Here is a 17,771-nt window from a genome sequence, read left to right as displayed (position 1 = left end):
GGGTGGGACGCCGACGCGGCCCGACGGGAGCCCCCAAGCTGCGAGGACGTCGGAACCGCGTCGAACCGGCCGCTGCCGGGCGGTGGCCGCCTGTGCGGGGACTCACACACACAAGGCACCCCGTGCCACCACCCCTGCCCGTACGCCGATCAGACCGCCTGCGAGGCGATGTACGCGCCGCGCTTCTCGACGGCCATCTGGTAGAGCCGGCCGGCGCGGTACGAGGAGCGGACCAGCGGGCCCGACATGACGCCGGAGAAGCCGATCTGCTCGGCCTCGTCCTTCAGCTCGACGAACTCGTGGGGCTTGACCCAGCGCTCCACGGGGTGGTGCCGCACGGACGGGCGCAGGTACTGCGTGATGGTGATCAGCTCGCAGCCGGCCTCGTGCAGCTGCCGGAGCGCCTCGCTGACCTCCTCACGGGTCTCGCCCATGCCGAGGATCAGGTTGGACTTGGTGACCAGGCCGTAGTCGCGGGCCTCGGTGATGACCTTCAGCGAGCGCTCGTAGCGGAAGCCGGGGCGGATGCGCTTGAAGATGCGGGGGACCGTCTCCACGTTGTGCGCGAAGACCTCGGGGCGGGAGGAGAAGACCTCGGCGAGCTGGTCCGGCTCGGCGTTGAAGTCGGGGGCGAGCAGTTCCACCTTGGTGCGGCCGGCCTCGCGCTGCGCGGTCTGGGCGTGGATCTGGCGGACCGTCTCGGCGTACAGCCAGGCGCCGCCGTCCGCCAAGTCGTCGCGGGCGACGCCGGTGATGGTCGCGTAGTTCAGGTCCATCGTGACGACGGACTCGCCGACGCGGCGCGGCTCGTCGCGGTCCAGCGCCTCGGGCTTTCCGGTGTCGATCTGGCAGAAGTCGCAGCGCCGGGTGCACTGGTCGCCGCCGATGAGGAAGGTGGCCTCGCGGTCTTCCCAGCACTCGTAGATGTTGGGGCAGCCCGCCTCCTGGCAGACCGTGTGCAGGCCCTCGCTCTTGACGAGCTTCTGCAGCGCGTTGTACTCGGGACCCATTTTCGCCCGGGTCTTGATCCACTCGGGCTTGCGCTCGATGGGGGTCTGGCTGTTCCGGACCTCCAGGCGCAGCATCTTGCGTCCGTCGGGTGCGACTGCGGACACGTCCGGCTCCCTACAACTTCGATTCGTCGGCGTACACCAGGGTACGCCCGTGCTGTTTTCGGCCCTGCGTCTGGGCAACCTTCGGGTCCGGGGGTGCATTCCCGGGGCGGGCGGCTACGCCGAGGTCCGCTCCACCTCGCGCGGCCTGAGCTCCGCGTTCTCGAGGACGTCCCGCAGATGCCGCTCGGCCACCGGCAGGACGTCGGCGATGGTGAGGTCGCGGCCCAGTTCGTACGCGAGCGAGGTCACGCCCGCGTCGCGGATGCCGCACGGGATGATCCTGTCGAAGGACGAGGTGTCCGGGTTCACGTTCAGGGCGAAGCCGTGCATCGTGACGCCCTTGGCCACCCGGATGCCCACGGCGCAGATCTTGCGGTCCTCGCGCCGCTGGCCGGCGTTGGAGGGCGCGTACTCCGGGCCGTCGAGGCGGGGGTCGAACTCGTCGTCCGCCAGCCGCGGGTCCAGGTCGAGGGAGAGGCCGCCGGGGGAGGGGCGCTGCTCCACCGGGTCGCCGAGGACCCAGACGCCCGCGCGGCCCTCGACCCGGCTGGTCCTGACGCCGAACTCCGCGCACACGCGGATCATGGCCTCCTCGAGCCGGCGCAGGTGCGCCACCACGTCCACCGGGCGCGGGAGCTTCTGGATGGGGTAGCCCACGAGCTGGCCAGGACCGTGCCAGGTGATCTTGCCGCCGCGGTCCACGTCGACGACCGGTGTGCCGTCGAGGGGGCGCTCGTTGTCCGCCGTGCGCCGCCCTGCCGTGTACACGGGCGGGTGCTCCAGGAGCAGACAGGTGTCGGGGACCTCGTCCAGGAAACGGGCGGCGTGCACCCGGCGCTGCTCGTCCCAGGCCGCCTGGTACTCGACGGCCTCGGCACCGAATCCCATCCGGACGAACCGCAGTTCACTCACGGCAAGCGCCTTTCTAGAAGCTCCCACAGTCACGGACTGGCGGCGCGCCGCCCACCGGCCCCCGGAATCCGCCCGCACGACCGGCGGGGCGGGACCCGTAAGGCATGAAGCACGCCTACGCCACTGTACGTCCGGCCGACGGACGTCAGCCCCGCGGACAATCCTCACACGATCGGATGAATGAACGCGGAAATGTGCGATCGGGTGTTTACGGACCGCTACATTCGCGCCGTTCACGAGGCCATAAGGGCTGCTCACAGGCAATCCGGGCACTTGACGCCCGGAAGGCAGGAGACCGCACCGCACCATGACGGAACGACCCGCGCAGCGCACTCCCAACCGACAGCTCGCCGCGCTCATCGCAGAAGCGGGGTTCTCCAACGCAGGTCTCGCCCGCCGGGTGGACCAGCTCGGCCTCGAACACGGCCTCGATCTCAGATACGACAAGACATCCGTGACCCGCTGGCTGCGCGGACAGCAGCCCCGGGGCACCACGCCGGCACTCATCGCCGAGGTCTTCACCCGTCGCCTCGGCCGCCGGCTCACCGCCCAGGACCTGGGGCTGGACGCGTGCGCCCCGGTGTACGCCGGTCTGGAGTTCGCCGCGAGCCCCGAGGAGGCCGTCGACATCGTCGGCGGCCTGTGGCGCAAGGACTCCGGCAGCCACGCCGAACTCCGCAAGATCGCCTTCACCCCGGCGGGACTGGTCGTCCCGAGCCGGGACTGGCTCATCGGCCGCGCCGACGAACGGGTCGGCCGCGGTGAGCCGGCGGCCCCGCGGGTCCCCGCGCAGGGCCGCCCCGCGGTGCCCCGCCGGCGCGCCCAGTCCGAGCGCGGACCCGGACTGCGGGTCACCGGCGGTGACATCGCCGCCCTGCGCTCGGTCGGCGAGTTGTTCCGGTCACTCGATCACGCGTACGGCGGCGGCCACGCCCGCCAGGCCCTCGTGCGCTACCTCGAGCACGAGGCCGAACCGATGCTCCGCGGCACCTACGGCGAACAGACCGGCCGCCGCCTCTTCGCGGCCGCCGCCGACCTCACCCGCCTCGCCGGCTGGACCTCGTACGACATCGCCGCGCACGGGCTCGCCCAGCGGTACTTCGTCCAGGCGCTGCGCCTCGCCCAGGCGGCGGGCGACCGGGCCTACGGGGCGTACGTGCTGGTGACCATGAGCCGGCAGGCAATCTACCTGGGGCACGGGCGCGAGGCCGTCCAGCTGGCGCGGGTGGCGCAGCAGGGCGTCGGCTCCTCCGCCCCGCCCGTGATGCAGGCGATGCTGCACTCCGTCGAGGCGCGCGGACACGGCGTGCTGGGGGAGGTGCGCGCCTGCACGGCCTCCCTCGTGCGGGCCGAGCGGGCCCTGGAGGCGGCCCGGCCCGCCGACGAGGTCCCGCCCTGGGCCCGGTTCTTCGACGAGGCGCAGCTCGCCGACGAGTTCGGGCACTGCCACCGGGATCTCCAGCAGTACCGGGCCGCGGCCCAGCACGCGGAGCGCTCGCTCAGACTGCGGGCGCCCGGTTACGCGCGCAGCCGGCTGTTCTGCCGCGTGGTGCTGGCCACGGCACGGCTGGCGCTCGGCGAACTCGACCAGGCCTGTCAGCTGGGCGCCGAGGCCGCGGGCCAGGCGGCGGAGATGCGTTCGGTGCGGGCGGTGGAGTACGTGCGCGACTTCGAACGCCGTCTCGAGCCCTACCGGGACGCCGCTCCCGTGCGGGGCTACCGGGACCGGGTGTCCGCCCTCGGGTGAGCGGCGTTCAGGCGGCCTTCTCCAGAGGTCTGTTGGCGGGGGCCGGACGGACCCCCAGGTCCCTCAGCAGGGCCCGGGCGGCCCGGCGGCCCGAGTGCAGCGCGCCCTGGACGGTGCTGGTGCCGCGGTGGTCGCCGCACACGTACAGGCCCGCCAGCAGGCGCACCGGGCGGCACAGGTCGTGCGGCGGGGGCATCGCGGGGACCGCCTCGGGGTCGTGGTGGACCGCGAGGAGTTCCCAGCGGCGGGTCGACGTCCCGTACAGGCGGGCCAGTTGGGCGCGGACCGCCGCGTCCAGGCCTGCGGCGGCCGGCGGAGTGCCCAGCACCGTCGAGGAGACGAGGGCGCGGCCCGCCGGCGCCCGGGTGGGGTCGACCTGGCTGATCACCGCGGTGTGCGTCACCGGACCGCTCCGGTCGGCGTCCAGGAGCAGCGCCGGCTCGCCGAGCGGCGGCTCGTCGGCCGTGTGGTGGACGACGGTGACGGGATGGAAGGCGGGGACCCGCAGCCCGGGCAGGAGGGCCGCCGCGGCGCGGGCGCCGGTCGCCAGCACCAGGGAACGGCAGGGGAGTACGCCATGGTCCCGGGTGGTCACCGACGTGGTGGAGACCGCGGTGACGTGCACGCCGGTACGGACGGTGCCGGGGGGCAGGGCCGCCGCGAGGAGTTCGGGAAGGGTGTCGCAACCGCCCTCGGGGACGCACAGCCGCCCCGTGGCGAAGGAGTGCAGCGCGAGGTCCGCGCAGCGGCTGGAGGTCGTGAGGTCCGGATCGCACAACAGGGCGGCCAGCAAGGGCCGGAGGAAGCCGTCGACGGTGCGGGCCGGGAAGCCGCGCGCCGACAGCGCCTGCGCGGCGGGCAGTTCCGGGCGGCCCAGGATGCCGCCCGGCGGGGTGGCGGCCAGCCGCGCCAGCGCGCCCCCCAGACGGGCCTGGTCGAGGGGTCGGCCCAGCGGGCCCGCCGGGCGCGCCGACGGGCCGGAGTGACCGCCCGGACGGACTGCCGTTCCCGGCAGCCGGGGGGCGCTCGCCAGGGCGCGTACCGCGGTGAGTGCGCCTCTCGCGCTCCGGCGGTGGAGGGGAGCGTACGCCCGGTGGTGCCGGCCGTCGCTGTGGAGCAGGACGCCCGGTGAGAACGACCGCAGGGCCAGCGCCTCCAGGCCCGGGGTGCGGCGCAACTCGGGATACGAGGTGGACAGCGGCCGGCCCTGTCTGTCGAGCCGGAACCCGTCCACCTTCTCCGTCGACATGCGGCCCCCCACGCGCGGGGCGGCCTCCAGAACGGCGGTGGTGAGGCCCGCCCTGGTGAGGTGGTGGGCCGCCGCGAGTCCCGCGACCCCGGCCCCCACGATCACGACGTCCACGTCCTGCGAGATGTGCGCTTCGCGTGCCGGCTCTAGCACGTGCTCCTCCTGGAGGTCGCGCGGCTGTGGGGACGTCATGCCCCCGACAGGGGCCCGGAATACCCGAGTTCCGGTCGAGGTTAGGTCGGCCGCCCCGCAGGGCAAGGGCGCACGGAGCCCTCGCACGGTCGCACGGGGGAGCACTCCCGCACCCCCGGGGGCGCGGACCGGCCCGGGCGTTCCCGGGCCGGGACGCGATGGCGCGCGGAGACGGCTCGTTCAGCGCAGAGCGGACCGCAGGGCCGCGTCGATCGACGGGAACGCGAAGACGAAACCGGAGTCGAGCAGCCGGGCCGGCCGGACCCGCTGGCTGCCCAGCACGTCACCGGCCATCCCCCCGAGCGCGGCCCGCAACACCGACGCCGGCACGGCGAACAGCGTGGGCCGCCGCAGCACCCGCCCCATCGCCGCCGTCACCTCGGCGTTGGTGAGCGGCTCGGGCGCCGTCAGATTGACCGGCCCGGACAGCGACTCCGTGTCGATGAGATGCCGCAGCGCGGCCACCTCGTCGTGCAGGGAGATGTAGCTCCAGTACTGGCGCCCGTCCCCCATCCGCCCCCCGAGCCCGGCCTTGAAGACCGGAAACAGCTTCCCCCAGGCCCCGCCCTCCCGGGCCACCACCAGCCCGGTACGGGCGAACACCGTACGGACGCCCGCCTCCCGCGCCGCTGCCGCCGCCCCCTCCCACTCCACGCACACGGACGGCAGGAAACCTTCACCGGGCGGCGCGCTCTCGTCCACCGCCCGGTCGCCGGTGTCGCCGTAGATACCGATCGCACTGCCGTTGACGAGGACGCGCGGCGGTGCGTCCAGGGAGGCCACCGCCTCGGCGAGCGCGGCCGTGCCGAGCACGCGGCTGTCGCGGATCTCCCGCCGGTAGTCCTCCGTCCAGCGCCGGGAGGCGATCCCGGCGCCCGCGAGGTTGACCACCGCGGCGCACCCGGCGAGCCCGGCCGTGTCGACCCGCCGGGCCCTGGGATCCCACCGGACCTCGTCCTTCGTCCGGGGAGCCCGGCGTACGATCCGCACCACCTCGTGGCCGTCCGCGGCCAGGGAGCGCGCCAGTGCCGAGCCGATCAGTCCGGACGCACCGGCGATCGCGATGCGGGAGCCGGGGGCAAGCGGTGAGTTCATGGATCCATCCTGCCGGGTGCCCCCGGAAAACCCCGGCCGGACCGCCGCGTCCACGTCGTACAGTGACCGGCATGCCGGTACCGCACATACGTCACGCCGCTCCCGACGACGAGGAGGCGCTCGGCCTGCTCGACCGCGTCACCTGGTCCCCGGTGCACGCGGTCCAGCCGCGTCCCCAGCCGCCTTACGAGCCCTTCTACAGCGAGCGGTCCGGGCCGCGCGACCATCTGGTCGCCGAACTCGCCGGCCAGGTCGTCGGCTACCTCCGGCTGGGATTCCCGACTCCCCTCGCCTGCAACGCCCATGTCCGGCAGATCCAGGGACTCGTCGTCGCCGAGGAGGCGCGCGGCGCCGGAGTGGGCCGGGCCCTGCTGCGGGCCGCCGGGGACGAGGCCCGGCGTCAGGGGGCCCGGCGCATCACGCTCCGCGTCCTCGGCCACAACACCCCCGCCCGGAAGCTGTACGAGTCGGAGGGGTTCGCGGTGGAGGGCGTCCTGCCCGGGGAGTTCCTGATCGAGGGCGCCTACGTCGACGACGTCATGATGGGACGTCAACTCTGAACCACGGGAGCGCGCACGGCCGCCGTACGCGCCGGGCCGGGCGCGTACGGCGGCGGCCCCGCGGGAGCCGGCTACGAGGTGACCAGGCCGCCCGTGTCCACCGGTGCCGTGGCCCTCGCCGCGCGCCCGGCGTCGCCCGCGATCTCGTCCACCGTCAGCACGTACCCCGTCTCGCTGTCCGAGGTCGAGCGGGCGAAGACGACACCGAAGACCTTTCCGTCCGTGGTGAGCAGCGGGCCGCCCGAGTTGCCGGGGCGGACGGTGGAGCGGATGGAGTAGATCTCACGGGTCACCGTGTCCGTGTTGTAGATGTTGCGGCCCGTCGCGTCGATGCGGCTCGCGACCGTCGCCGCCTGGAGGTTCAGGCCGCCGTCCTGCGGATAGCCCGCGACGACCGCCGAGTCGCCCCGCCGGGCGCTGTCGTCGAAGCGCAGGACGGGCGCGCGCAGCCCCGGCACGTACAGGACGGCGACGTCCTTCTCCGGGTCGAAGAGCACCACCCTCGCCTCGTACGCGCGGCCCACGCCGCCCACCCGGACGGCCGGCCGGTCGATGCCCGCCACCACGTGGGCGTTGGTCATCACGTGCTGCGAGGCGTACACGAAGCCGCTGCCCTCGCGGCCCTGGTCGCCCGAGGCGCCCTCGATCTTCACCGTGCTGCGCTTGGCCGCGTCCGCCGCGCTCGCCGTGACGCTGTCCCCGGAGGGCTTGGCGACACCGGCCGCGGGCTCGTTCTCGAACGGGTTGAAGACCTGCGGGAAGCCCGCCTCCGTCAGCGCCGAGGTCGCCCGCGCGAACCAGGCGGGCGTGGCCTGCGGCATCGCGTCCTGCACGGCCCCCAGCAGCGCGGAGCCGCGTATCGCCTGGGTGACCACGGTGGACGAGGAGGCGCCGAGGACGCTCGCTGCGACCCAGGCCACCAGGAGCACCGCGAGCGTGTTCGCGGCGGCTCCGCCGACCCCGTCGGCCACCCGCAGCGGGCCGCCCTCCAGCTCGCGGCGCAGCTTCAGCGCCAGCCGTCCCGCCAGCTCGTGACCGGTCACGGCGGGCACCAGCACCGTCAGCACGGCCGTCACCGTGGCCGCCGGGGTCCCCGGCGTGGCCAGGTCCATCACCCACGGCAGGAGCCACACCCCTATGACGGCGCCGCCCACGAAACCGGCCAGCGAGACGCAGCCGGCGACGAGGCCGCGCCGGTAGCCGGACGCCGCGTAGGCGAGGATCACCAGCAACAGCAGCAAGTCGAGCAGGTCCACGGAGCCGCCTTTCTCTCGGGCCCCTCAGTACGTGCGGGGCGGGCCCAGTGATCAGGCACGCGCGCGTAGGGCCCGGAAACCGGCACACGTGCGTGGACCCGTAAAAACGCCCCGGACCGGGACGATGGTTCCACCGGCCGGCACAGCAAACGTCGCGGATGGCCCGGACCTGGGCGAGGGTGGGATCCATGCGTGTCTTCCCCGGAGCGCGGGGGACACGAATACCCGGCGCCGCGCGGCGACGGACCGCGCGGCACGTGCGGACCGACGAGGCGCGGGAGCCACGAGCGGCGCGCCTGCGGGCAGCGGTACGCCGCCTGCGCCTCCCCCGCGCCGAAAGCCCCCCGCCCGGCTCCCGCCCGCCCACGCCCGGCCCCCCACCGGAAACGCACCCCGGCGACGGCCACCCCACCGCCGACGGGCCCGCCGCCCCCACTCCACCCGGGGACGGGCCCACGCCCGGCTCCCGCCCGCCCACGCCCGGGCCCCGACCGGGGACGCGCCCCGGCCCGCCACACCCCGCCGACGACGGGGCGGCCGTGCCTGCCCCGACCGGGGACGGCGCCCCGTGGGGCTCCCGCCCACCCACGTCCGGCCCCTCACCGGAAACGCACCCCGGCGACGGCCACTCCACCGACAACGGGTCCGCAGCCCCCACCTCGCCCCGGGGTGGCGCCCCGGGCTACGCCCCCGTGCCGTCTCGGGACGGCGTCCCGGGGGGCGGCGCTCCCACGCCGCCCCCGGGCGGCGCACCGGCGGGCACACACCCGCCGACCCAGGTCGACGCCCGCACGCCGGCCCGGGGCGGTGCGCCCGCGCCGGACTCCGTACCCTCCGGCGCCGCGCCCGCGCCGGACTCCGCACCTCCGGACAACGCCCCCGCGCAGGGACCCGCACCCGGAGCCGGCGCCCCCGCGCAGGGACCCGCACCCGGAACCGGCGCCCCAGCCCAGGGACCCGCACCCCCGCACAACGCCCCCGCGCGAGAACCCGCACCCCGGGACAACCCGCCCCCGCACCCCCCGCGACGTTTCGACACGTCGCGGTTGCCCGCCCCGGTCCGCGTGGCCCTGCTCTTCCTGCCGGGGATCTGCGTCGTGCTTGCGCTGGTGCTGTGCACGGTGGGCCTCGGTGGTGGGGGATCCGGCGCCGACCGGCCCGTCGCCGCGCGGCCCGCCGTGGAGCACAAGGCCCCGCGCCCGCCCGTCGTGCCGCGCTCGCGCTGGATCGACGCCCGTGCGCCCGGCCAGCCGCCCCCGCGCTACGACGACCGCGTCGCGGCGGTCTTCGTGCACCACACCGACTCGCCGAACGGGTACGACTGCGCGGACACGCCCCGCATTATCCGCTACCTGTACGCGGGCCAGACCGGCGCCCGTCAGTGGGACGACATCGGGTACAACTTCCTCGTCGACCGCTGCGGCACGATCTACGAGGGCCGGGCCGGCGGCGTCGACCGGCCCGTCACCGGCGCCCACACCCAGGGCTTCAACCACCGCACCGTGGGCGTCGCGGCCATCGGCACCTTCACGGCGGGTACGCCGGTGCCGCGGGCGATGACCGACGCGATCGCCGCGCTCGCCGCGTGGAAGCTCGGCCTCGGCGACATCGACCCGCGGACCAGGGTCCGGCTCCGGTCCAGCAACGACCTCAGCCGCTACCGGGCGGGCACCACCGCGTCCCTGCCCGCGCTGGCCGGCCACAACGCGGGCTTCATGACCAGTTGCCCGGGGGCGGCGCTGACCGCCCGGCTGCCGGCCATGCGCGAGCTGGCCGCCCGGCTCCAGGGGCGCTGAAGACCCACAGCGGCCCCACAGGCGGTCCAGGGACTCCGCAGAGCCCCGCTCCCTAGCCTCGCCTCTGCGTATCGACAGGCAGCCGACCGGAGGTGGGGAAGATGAGCGGCAGCAATCCGCGGGGAACCGGCCGGTGGAGCGGCGCCCTGCGCAGCCCGTGGACGGTGGCGTGCGCGGTGGTGACGGTCGTGATCGGACCGGCGGCGGCCACGGCGTCCGCCCTGGACCGCGCGAACGCGGCACCGCCCCTGCACGCGGCGCCCGAGGGGCACCGGACCGGACCCCGGACCGGACCCCCGCTGCTCCCGGACGCCCGCTGACGGCCGTCTCGTACCCGCCGCGGGGCTCTCAGTCCTTGAACCGCTCCCACAGCCGCGGGTACCGCTCGGCGAGCAGGCCGTCGTTCTCGAAGTCGATCGGCGTGCCCTCGGGCTCGGCGGGCGCCGGCGGGATCCCGAGGTCGGGAGCCACGACGCCGGTGAGCTGCTCGTACGCCTCGTCCGCCGCGTACCCCAGCTCCTCGCCGTCCCCGTCGACCTCCTCGTCGAAGTCCTCCAGGAGGTCGGCGAGCGAGTCCGGGTCGTGCACCGCGCCCTCGAAGACCTCGCGGCCCTGGCCGATGAGCCAGCACCGGAAAAAGTCGAAGGCGTCGTCGCTCGCCCCGTCGAGCAGCATCCAGGCGGCGCCCCAGAGATCCCAGCGGTAGGCGCGGTTGTAGCGGGACTCGAAGTGCCGGGCGAAGTCCAGGACCGATTCCGGATCCAGCCGCAGGAGCCGCTCGACCAGCAGGTCGGCCTGCTCCTCGGGGTCACCCTCGGCGGCCTCGCGGGTGGCGTCCACCAGCTCCCAGAACTCCGTCTCGTCCATCACGGGTCAAGCATCGGTCCTGGACGGGAGGGACGCACGCGGAGTGCCGCGGATTGTCGTGCGCGCACGTGCCCGCGGCAGGACCGCCGGGCCCGGCGGCCCGTGACGGCCGGTCAGCCGTAGAGCGCCGCGAGCCGCCGCGCGTCCGCCGAGAAGCGCGCCCGCAGCCCGGCGGGGGCCAGCACCTCCGCCTCCGGCCCCAGCGTCATGAGCTGCGTGTGCGCGACCTCCTCGGACTCGACCGGCAGACGGACGCTCACCCACCCGTCCCGGTCGGGCTCGCCCGCGGCGCCCAGCGCCTCCTTCGCGGTCACCGGATCGAGGACGTACGGCAGCCGCCGCACACCCTGGGCCGAGAGCCGTACGACGACCTCCGCGCGCAGGATGGACCGCGCGAACTGGGCCGCCCGCTCCTCCCAGAACCCGGGCAGCTCGAAGCCGTCGTCCCGGACGAAACGCTCCTCGCCCGGGGTGACCTCGGTGAACCTGTCGATGCGGTAGACCCGGAAGGACCCCGACTCCGCCTCCCGCGCGCACAGGTACCACAGGCCCGCCTTCAGGACGAGCCCGTACGGCTCCAGGGACCGCTCCGCCTCCTCCTCGCCGCGCCGGTAGCGCGCGTCGATCCGGCGGTCGTCCCACACCGCGTCCGCGACGGCGGGCAGCAGCCGGGGGGTCTCAGGCTCGCTGAACCAGGCGGGCGCGTCGAGATGGAAGCGCTGCCCCGCCGTCCGCGAGGCGTCCCGCAGCGAGGGCAGCAGCGCGGCGGACACCTTCAGGCGGGCCGCCGAGGCTGCGTCGTCGAGGCCCATCTCCCGCAGTGCCCCCGGCACCCCGGACAGGAACAGGGCCTCCGCCTCGGTCCGCGCCAGCCCCGTCAGCCGCGTCCGGTACCCCCCGACCAGCCGGTACCCGCCGGTCCGTCCCCGGTCCGCGTACACCGGGACGCCGGCCTCCGACAGCGCCTGCGCGTCGCGGGTGACGGTCCGCTCGGACACCTCCAGCTCCCGCGCCAGCTCCGCGGCGGTCATCGACGGCCGGGACTGGAGCAGCAGCACCATCTTGATCAGGCGGGCAGCACGCATGCCCTCATGATGCCGGGCGGCACCGACAGCGCAGGGGGTACGGCGGCCGCCGTACCCCTGCACCGAACGGTCTCCCGCCGACGGCCGTTACAGGCCGTAGCGCTCCCGCGCCTCCTTCACCGCCGAGGCCTTGACCTCGCCGCGGCGGGCGAGCTGGGCCAGGGCGGCGACGACGATCGACTCGGCGTCGACACCGAAGTGGCGGCGGGCCGCCTCGCGGGTGTCGGAGAGGCCGAAGCCGTCGGCGCCGAGCGAGGAGTAGTCCTGCTCCACCCACTGGGCGATCTGGTCCGGGACCTGGCGCATGTAGTCGCTGACCGCCAGTACCGGGCCCTCGGCGCCGTGCAGCGCCTGACGGACGTACGGCACCCGCTCCTCGCCGCGCAGCAGGGCCGCGTCGGCCTCCAGCGCGTCGCGCCGCAGCTCGGTCCAGGAGGTCGCGGACCACACGTCGGCGGCCACCCCCCAGTCCTCGGCGAGCAGCCGCTGGGCCTTCAGCGCCCAGTGGATGGCCGTACCGGAGCCGAGGAGCTGGATGCGCGCGGCGTCGGCGGCGGGCGCGAGGCCCGCCGACTCGGCCGTGTTGAAGCGGTACAGGCCCTTGACGATCCCCTCGTCGATGCCGAGGCCGGACGGCTTCGCGGGCTGCGGCAGCGGCTCGTTGTAGACCGTCAGGTAGTAGAAGACGTTCTGGTCCTCGCCCGGGGCCGCCTCGCCGTACATCCGGCGCAGGCCGTCCTTCACGATCACCGCGACCTCGTACGCGAACGCCGGGTCGTACGTCAGCGCCGCCGGGTTCGTCGCCGCGATGACGGGGGAGTGGCCGTCCGCGTGCTGGAGACCCTCACCGGTCAGCGTCGTGCGGCCGGCGGTGGCGCCGACCAGGAAACCGCGGCCGAGCTGGTCGCCGAGCTGCCACATCTGGTCGGCCGTGCGCTGCCAGCCGAACATCGAGTAGAAGATGTAGAAGGGGATCATCGCTTCGCCGTGCGTGGAGTACGCGGTCGACGCGGCGATGAAGTCCGCCATGGAGCCGGCCTCGGTGATCCCCTCGTTGAGGATCTGGCCGTTCGTGGCCTCCTTGTAGTACATCAGCTGGTCGCGGTCGACCGGCTCGTACGTCTGCCCCTTCGGCGAGTAGATGCCGAGGGAGGGGAAGAGGCTCTCCATGCCGAAGGTGCGCGCCTCGTCGGGGACGATCGGCACCCAGCGCTTCCCGGTCTCCTTGTCGCGGACGAGGTCCTTGACCAGGCGGACGAACGCCATGGTCGTCGCCACGTTCTGCGAGCCGGAGCCCTTGTCGAAGGACGCGAAGACCTTGTCGGCGGGGGCCGGCAGCGGCGCGAGCGCGTGCGTGCGGCGGGCCGGGGCCGGGCCGCCGAGGGCCGCGCGGCGCTCCTGGAGGTAGCGGACCTCGGGGGAGTCGGCGCCGGGGTGGCCGTAGGGCACCACACCGTCGACGAACTGGCTGTCGGAGATGGGCAGTTCGAGCAGGTCGCGCATCTGCTTGAACTCGTCCGTGGACAGCTTCTTCATCTGGTGGTTGGCGTTCTTCGACGCGAAGCCGGGACCGAGGGTGTGGCCCTTGACCGTCTGGGCCAGGATCACCGTCGGCGCGCCCTTGTGGGACAGGGCCGCCCGGTACGCGGCGTACACCTTGCGCGACTCGTGACCGCCGCGCGAGAGGTGGAAGCACTCGAGGATCTTGTCGTCGGACAGCAGCTCGGCCATCGAAACGAGGGCCGGGTCGGCGCCGAAGAAGTCCCGGCGGATGTAGGCGGCGTCGCGGGTCTGGTACGTCTGCACCTGCGCGTCGGGCACCTCGCGCAGCCGGCGGACGAGGGCGCCCGTGGTGTCGAGCCGGAACAGCTCGTCCCAGGCGTTGCCCCACAGCGACTTCACGACGTTCCAGCCGGCGCCGCGGAACTGGGCCTCCAGCTCCTGCACGATCTTGAAGTTGGCGCGGACGGGGCCGTCGAGGCGCTGGAGGTTGCAGTTGATGACGAAGGTCAGGTTGTCCAGGCCCTCGCGGCTGGCCAGTGCCAGTGCCGCCGTCGACTCGGGCTCGTCCATCTCGCCGTCGCCGAGGAACGCCCACACGTGGGACTGCGAGACGTCCTTGATGCCGCGGTTGGTCAGGTAGCGGTTGAAGCGTGCCTGGTAGATCGCGGAGAGCGGGCCGAGGCCCATGGAGACGGTGGGGAACTCCCACAGCCAGGGCAGGCGCCGCGGGTGCGGGTACGACGGCAGGCCGTCGCCGGCCGACTCCTGGCGGAAGCGGTCGAGGTGGTGCTCGGTCAGCCGGCCGTCGAGGAAGGCGCGGGCGTAGATGCCGGGGGAGGCGTGGCCCTGGATGTAGAGCTGGTCGCCGGAGCCGTCACCCTCCTTGCCCTTGAAGAAGTGGTTGAAGCCCGTCTCGTAGAGCCAGGCGGCCGAGGCGAAGGTGGCGATGTGCCCGCCTACGCCGTGCTTCGCGCCGCGCGTCACCATCGCGGCCGCGTTCCAGCGGTTCCACGCGGTGATACGGCGCTCCATCTCCTCGTCGCCGTCCACAGTGTGCTCGGCGGAGGTGGGGATGGTGTTGACGTAGTCGGTCTCGAGCAGCTTGGGCAGCGCGAGGCCGTTGCCCTCGGCGCGCTCCAGCGTGCGGCGCATCAGGTACGCGGCACGGTGCGGCCCGGCCGCCTCGGTGACGGCGTCCAGGGAGGCCTGCCATTCGGCGGTCTCCTCCGGGTCGCGGTCCGGGAGCTGGTCGAGCTCGCTCGGCTGGATTGCGGTGGGGTCGGTCATTACGCCGCCTTCCTCAGTCGAAGGGGGTTCCCTCATCGGCAAGGGGTTCGGGGGTGCCCTAGGTCTTTGGCAGGACAGGGCGTGGGGCCTCGGTGGAAGCCCGTCGGTGACTGTAACTCCCTGATCGATGATCGATCAAAGGGTTGGCGGAGAAAACTCTTCAGATCGACAAAGTCGGCACCCGGTGCCTTCGGCGCAGGCACGGGGTGCCGCAGAAATCGAGGGTTCCCGCAGGTCGGAGCACGTCTGAGCGGAGAGACGCACATTCGTCAGGGACGCGGTGCACGGCCGTCAGGGACGCGGCGCGCATCCGTCAGAGACGCTCAGGGACGCGGCGCGCATCCGTCAGGGACGCTCAGGGACGCGGCGCGCAGCCCAGGACATGCGCCTTGACCAGGTCCGCGATCAGCGGGTCCCGACGGCGGAAGGCGTCCACGAGGGCCTCGTGCTCCTCCGCGTACGACTGCTGGACGGTGCCGAGCCAGCGGATCGACAACGCCGTGAACACCTCGATACCGAGGCCCTCCCAGGTGTGCAGGAGCACGGAGTTGTCCGCGGCCCGCACCAGCTCCCGGTGGAACCCCACGGTGTGCCGCACCTGCGCCGTCCCGTCCGCGTTGCGGTCCGCCTCGTAGAGCGCGGCCACGTGCGGCTCCAGCGCCGAGCAGTCCTCGGCCAGCCGCTCGGCCGCCAGCTCCGCCGCGATGGCCTCGAGACCGGCCCGGACGGGGTAGCTCTCCTCCAGGTCGGCGGCGGTCAGGTTCCGCACCCGTACGCCCTTGTTGGGCGCCGACTCGATCAGCCGCAGGGACTCCAGCTCGCGCAGCGCCTCCCGGACCGGCGTCTGGCTGACCTCCAGCTCGGTCGCGATCCGCCGCTCCACGATCCGCTCGCCCGGCTGCCAGCGCCCGCTCACGATCCCCTCCACGATGTGCTCGCGGATCTGTTCGCGCAGCGAGTGGACGACGGGCGCGGTCATGAGAGCTCCTTTGGAACGCGCGGGCCCCGAGGGCGTTGACGTCTAGACAATAAGGCCGTGCCGCTGCCGTGGAGAGGCGCACGGGGGCGCTTTCGCGCAGGTGAGACGAGACTTACACGCTGTCACCGGACCCGGCGGGACGGGCCCGCGCATGCGTCGTGCCGCGCGGGGAGGGAACACGGCGCCCCCGCCCGGAGAGACTCCGGACGGGGGCGCCGTACAGCGGACGCGGACTACAGGCCGAGCTCGACCTCGAACTCGCCCGCCTCCAGGATCGCCTTGACCGCGGTCAGGTAACGGGCCGCGTCGGCGCCGTCCACCAGACGGTGGTCGTAGGAGAGCGTCAGGTACGTCATGTCGCGGATGCCGATGACGGTGCCCTCGGCGGTCTCGATGACGGCCGGACGCTTGACCGTCGCACCGATGCCCAGGATCGCGACCTGGTTCGGCGGCACGATGATCGTGTCGAACAGCGCACCGCGCGAGCCGGTGTTGCTGATCGTGAAGGTCGCGCCGGACAGCTCGTCCGGCGTGATCTTGTTCGCCCGGACCTTGCCCGCCAGGTCGGCGGTGGCCTTGGCGATACCGGCGATGTTGAGGTCGCCCGCGTGCTTGATGACCGGGGTCATCAGGCCCTTCTCGGAGTCCACCGCGATACCGATGCTCTCGGTGTCGAAGTAGGTGATCGTGCCCTCGTCGACGTTGATCCGGGCGTTGACGGCCGGGTGGGCCTTCAGCGCCTGGGCCGCCGCCTTCACGAAGAAGGGCATCGGGGAGAGCTTGACGCCCTCGCGGGCCGCGAAGGAGTCCTTGGCCTGGTTGCGCAGGCGCATCAGACGGGTGACGTCGACCTCGACGACCGAGGACAGCTGCGCCTGCTCGTGCAGGGCCTTGACCATGTTGTCGCCGATGACCTTGCGGATGCGGGGCATCTTGACGGTCTGGCCGCGCAGCGGGGAGGCCTCCAGTGCCGGAGCCTTCCTGCCCGCGGGGGCGGCCGCCGCGGCCGGAGCCGGGGCGGCGGCCTTCGCGGCCTCGGCGGCGGCGATGACGTCCTGCTTGCGGATGCGGCCGCCGACGCCGGTGCCCTTGACGGAGGACAGGTCGACGCTGTTCTCGGCGGCGAGCTTGCGCACCAGCGGGGTCACGTACGCGCCGTCGTCACCGGAGGTCGCGGCGGGCGCCGGGGCCTGGGCGGCGGGAGCCGGGGCCGGGGCCGCGGGCGCCGGGTCGGGTGCGGGGGTCGTCTGCTGCTGCGGCGCGGGAGCGGACGGAGCCTGCGGAGCGGCCGGGGCCGGGGCCGGGGCGGCCGGAGCCGGAGCGGCGGCTGCGGGAGCCGGCTCGGGCTCGGGCTCAGGAGCCGGCTCGGGCTCGGGCGCGGGCTCGGGCTCGGCGGCCGGAGCGGCCGGGGCCTCGGCGGGAGCGGCCGCCGGGGTGGCACCGGGCGCACCGATGACGGCGAGCCTGGCGCCGACCTCGGCGGTCTCGTCCTCGCCGACCACGATCTCCAGCAGCACGCCGGAGGCGGGCGACGGGATCTCGGTGTCGACCTTGTCCGTGGAGACCTCGAGCAGGGGCTCGTCCTCGGAGACCTCCTCGCCGACCTCCTTCAGCCAGCGGGTGACGGTGCCCTCGGTGACCGACTCGCCCAGCGCGGGCAGGACGACGTCGGTGCCCTCGGCGCTGCCGCCGCCGGAGCTGGCCTCGGCGGTCGGGGCCGGCGCGGGAGCCGCCTGCTCGGTGGACGGGGTGGCCTGCGGGGCCGGCTCGGGAGCGGCCTCGGGCTCGGGGGCCGGCTCGGCGGCCGGAGCGGACTCGGCGGCGGGCGCGCCCGTGCCGTCGTCGATGACGGCCAGCTCGGCGCCGACCTCGACGGTCTCGTCCTCGGCGACCTTGATGGAGGAGAGGACACCGGCGGCGGGGGAGGGGATCTCGGTGTCGACCTTGTCGGTCGACACCTCCAGCAGCGGCTCGTCGGCCTCGACGCGTTCGCCCTCGGCCTTCAGCCAGCGGGTGACGGTGCCCTCGGTGACGCTCTCGCCGAGCGCCGGAAGGGTTACGGAAACCGGCATGGTTTCGGTTGCTCCTTACGAATGTGCGGAAGTCTGTGGTCGTCGCGCCCTGGTGC

General features: G+C 74.0%; 14 protein-coding genes. 4 read left to right on the top strand and 10 right to left on the bottom strand.

All coding sequences use genetic code 11. The features are described from left to right. Nucleotides 1-149: 149 nt before the first annotated feature. Nucleotides 150-1,115 (bottom strand): lipoyl synthase, encoded by a 966-nt coding sequence (gene lipA, locus ACFYP4_RS04450; RefSeq protein WP_358851657.1) that lies wholly within the window; start codon nt 1,113-1,115, stop codon nt 150-152. 114 nt (nt 1,116-1,229) lie between these two features. Next, a complete protein-coding gene (gene lipB / locus ACFYP4_RS04445; protein WP_358851658.1) occupies nt 1,230-2,027 on the bottom strand; it encodes a lipoyl(octanoyl) transferase LipB in 798 nt (265 codons plus the stop codon). 307 nt (nt 2,028-2,334) lie between these two features. Between lipB and ACFYP4_RS04440 the strand changes: the two genes are divergently transcribed. After that, complete coding sequence (locus ACFYP4_RS04440) at nt 2,335-3,774, top strand: regulator (RefSeq protein WP_388782777.1); 1,440 nt, start codon at nt 2,335-2,337, stop codon at nt 3,772-3,774. A gap of 7 nt (nt 3,775-3,781) precedes the next feature. Here ACFYP4_RS04440 and ACFYP4_RS04435 read toward each other — a convergent pair whose 3' ends face one another. Both ACFYP4_RS04435 and ACFYP4_RS04430 read right to left on the bottom strand, forming a co-directional pair. Then, entirely contained in the window at nt 3,782-5,215 is a 1,434-nt protein-coding gene (locus ACFYP4_RS04435) for an NAD(P)/FAD-dependent oxidoreductase (RefSeq protein ID WP_388782775.1), read from the bottom strand. 180 nt (nt 5,216-5,395) lie between these two features. Beyond that, nucleotides 5,396-6,310, bottom strand: coding sequence for a TIGR01777 family oxidoreductase (locus ACFYP4_RS04430; RefSeq protein WP_388782772.1), 915 nt, complete (start codon nt 6,308-6,310; stop codon nt 5,396-5,398). A gap of 71 nt (nt 6,311-6,381) precedes the next feature. On the opposite strand from ACFYP4_RS04430, the gene ACFYP4_RS04425 reads away from it, so the two are divergent. Further along, complete coding sequence (locus ACFYP4_RS04425; RefSeq protein WP_358851662.1) at nt 6,382-6,870, top strand: GNAT family N-acetyltransferase; 489 nt, start codon at nt 6,382-6,384, stop codon at nt 6,868-6,870. Nucleotides 6,871-6,941: 71 nt separating this feature from the next. Here the strand turns inward: ACFYP4_RS04425 and ACFYP4_RS04420 are convergent, their stop codons facing one another. After that, nucleotides 6,942-8,126, bottom strand: a complete 1,185-nt coding sequence (locus ACFYP4_RS04420; protein WP_358851663.1) for a MarP family serine protease — start codon at nt 8,124-8,126, stop codon at nt 6,942-6,944. Between the two features lie 1,046 nt (nt 8,127-9,172). Between ACFYP4_RS04420 and ACFYP4_RS04415 the strand changes: the two genes are divergently transcribed. Both ACFYP4_RS04415 and ACFYP4_RS04410 read left to right on the top strand, forming a co-directional pair. Continuing rightward, complete coding sequence (locus tag ACFYP4_RS04415) at nt 9,173-9,922, top strand: peptidoglycan recognition protein (protein ID WP_358851664.1); 750 nt, start codon at nt 9,173-9,175, stop codon at nt 9,920-9,922. Nucleotides 9,923-10,023: 101 nt separating this feature from the next. Next, on the top strand, nt 10,024-10,242 hold the full coding sequence (locus ACFYP4_RS04410; protein ID WP_358851665.1) for a hypothetical protein: 219 nt from the start codon (nt 10,024-10,026) through the stop codon (nt 10,240-10,242). Nucleotides 10,243-10,270: 28 nt separating this feature from the next. Here ACFYP4_RS04410 and ACFYP4_RS04405 read toward each other — a convergent pair whose 3' ends face one another. The 5 genes from ACFYP4_RS04405 to sucB form a co-directional block, all read right to left on the bottom strand. Next, on the bottom strand, nt 10,271-10,789 hold the full coding sequence (locus ACFYP4_RS04405) for a DUF4240 domain-containing protein (protein ID WP_388783800.1): 519 nt from the start codon (nt 10,787-10,789) through the stop codon (nt 10,271-10,273). A gap of 113 nt (nt 10,790-10,902) precedes the next feature. Continuing rightward, nucleotides 10,903-11,874, bottom strand: a complete 972-nt coding sequence (locus ACFYP4_RS04400) for a WYL domain-containing protein (RefSeq protein ID WP_358851666.1) — start codon at nt 11,872-11,874, stop codon at nt 10,903-10,905. Nucleotides 11,875-11,961: 87 nt separating this feature from the next. After that, nucleotides 11,962-14,664: a pyruvate dehydrogenase (acetyl-transferring), homodimeric type gene (aceE, locus tag ACFYP4_RS04395; protein WP_388782767.1), complete on the bottom strand. Its 2,703-nt coding sequence runs from the start codon at nt 14,662-14,664 to the stop codon at nt 11,962-11,964. 355 nt (nt 14,665-15,019) lie between these two features. Continuing rightward, a complete protein-coding gene (locus ACFYP4_RS04390; protein ID WP_358851668.1) occupies nt 15,020-15,643 on the bottom strand; it encodes a GntR family transcriptional regulator in 624 nt (207 codons plus the stop codon). A 233-nt stretch (nt 15,644-15,876) separates the two neighbouring features. Then, on the bottom strand, nt 15,877-17,715 hold the full coding sequence (gene sucB, locus ACFYP4_RS04385) for a 2-oxoglutarate dehydrogenase, E2 component, dihydrolipoamide succinyltransferase (protein WP_388782763.1): 1,839 nt from the start codon (nt 17,713-17,715) through the stop codon (nt 15,877-15,879). Between the last annotated feature and the right edge of the window lie 56 nt (nt 17,716-17,771).

It is taken from the genome of Streptomyces sp. NPDC005551 (assembly GCF_042871785.1).
Taxonomy (GTDB): domain Bacteria; phylum Actinomycetota; class Actinomycetes; order Streptomycetales; family Streptomycetaceae; genus Streptomyces.
The sequence above is the reverse complement of the archived record's forward strand: the minus strand, read 5'-3'. Positions and strand labels throughout refer to the sequence as shown.

Coding starts and splice junctions, on each gene's coding strand:
- ACFYP4_RS04400 (WP_358851666.1), bottom strand. CDS start 11,874: ATGCGTGCTGCCCGCCTGATCAAGATGGTGCTGCTGCTCCAGTCCCGG.
- ACFYP4_RS04410 (WP_358851665.1), top strand. CDS start 10,024: ATGAGCGGCAGCAATCCGCGGGGAACCGGCCGGTGGAGCGGCGCCCTG.
- ACFYP4_RS04390 (WP_358851668.1), bottom strand. CDS start 15,643: ATGACCGCGCCCGTCGTCCACTCGCTGCGCGAACAGATCCGCGAGCAC.
- ACFYP4_RS04440 (WP_388782777.1), top strand. CDS start 2,335: ATGACGGAACGACCCGCGCAGCGCACTCCCAACCGACAGCTCGCCGCG.
- ACFYP4_RS04425 (WP_358851662.1), top strand. CDS start 6,382: ATGCCGGTACCGCACATACGTCACGCCGCTCCCGACGACGAGGAGGCG.
- ACFYP4_RS04430 (WP_388782772.1), bottom strand. CDS start 6,310: ATGAACTCACCGCTTGCCCCCGGCTCCCGCATCGCGATCGCCGGTGCG.
- aceE (WP_388782767.1), bottom strand. CDS start 14,664: ATGACCGACCCCACCGCAATCCAGCCGAGCGAGCTCGACCAGCTCCCG.
- ACFYP4_RS04405 (WP_388783800.1), bottom strand. CDS start 10,789: ATGGACGAGACGGAGTTCTGGGAGCTGGTGGACGCCACCCGCGAGGCC.
- sucB (WP_388782763.1), bottom strand. CDS start 17,715: ATGCCGGTTTCCGTAACCCTTCCGGCGCTCGGCGAGAGCGTCACCGAG.
- ACFYP4_RS04435 (WP_388782775.1), bottom strand. CDS start 5,215: ATGACGTCCCCACAGCCGCGCGACCTCCAGGAGGAGCACGTGCTAGAG.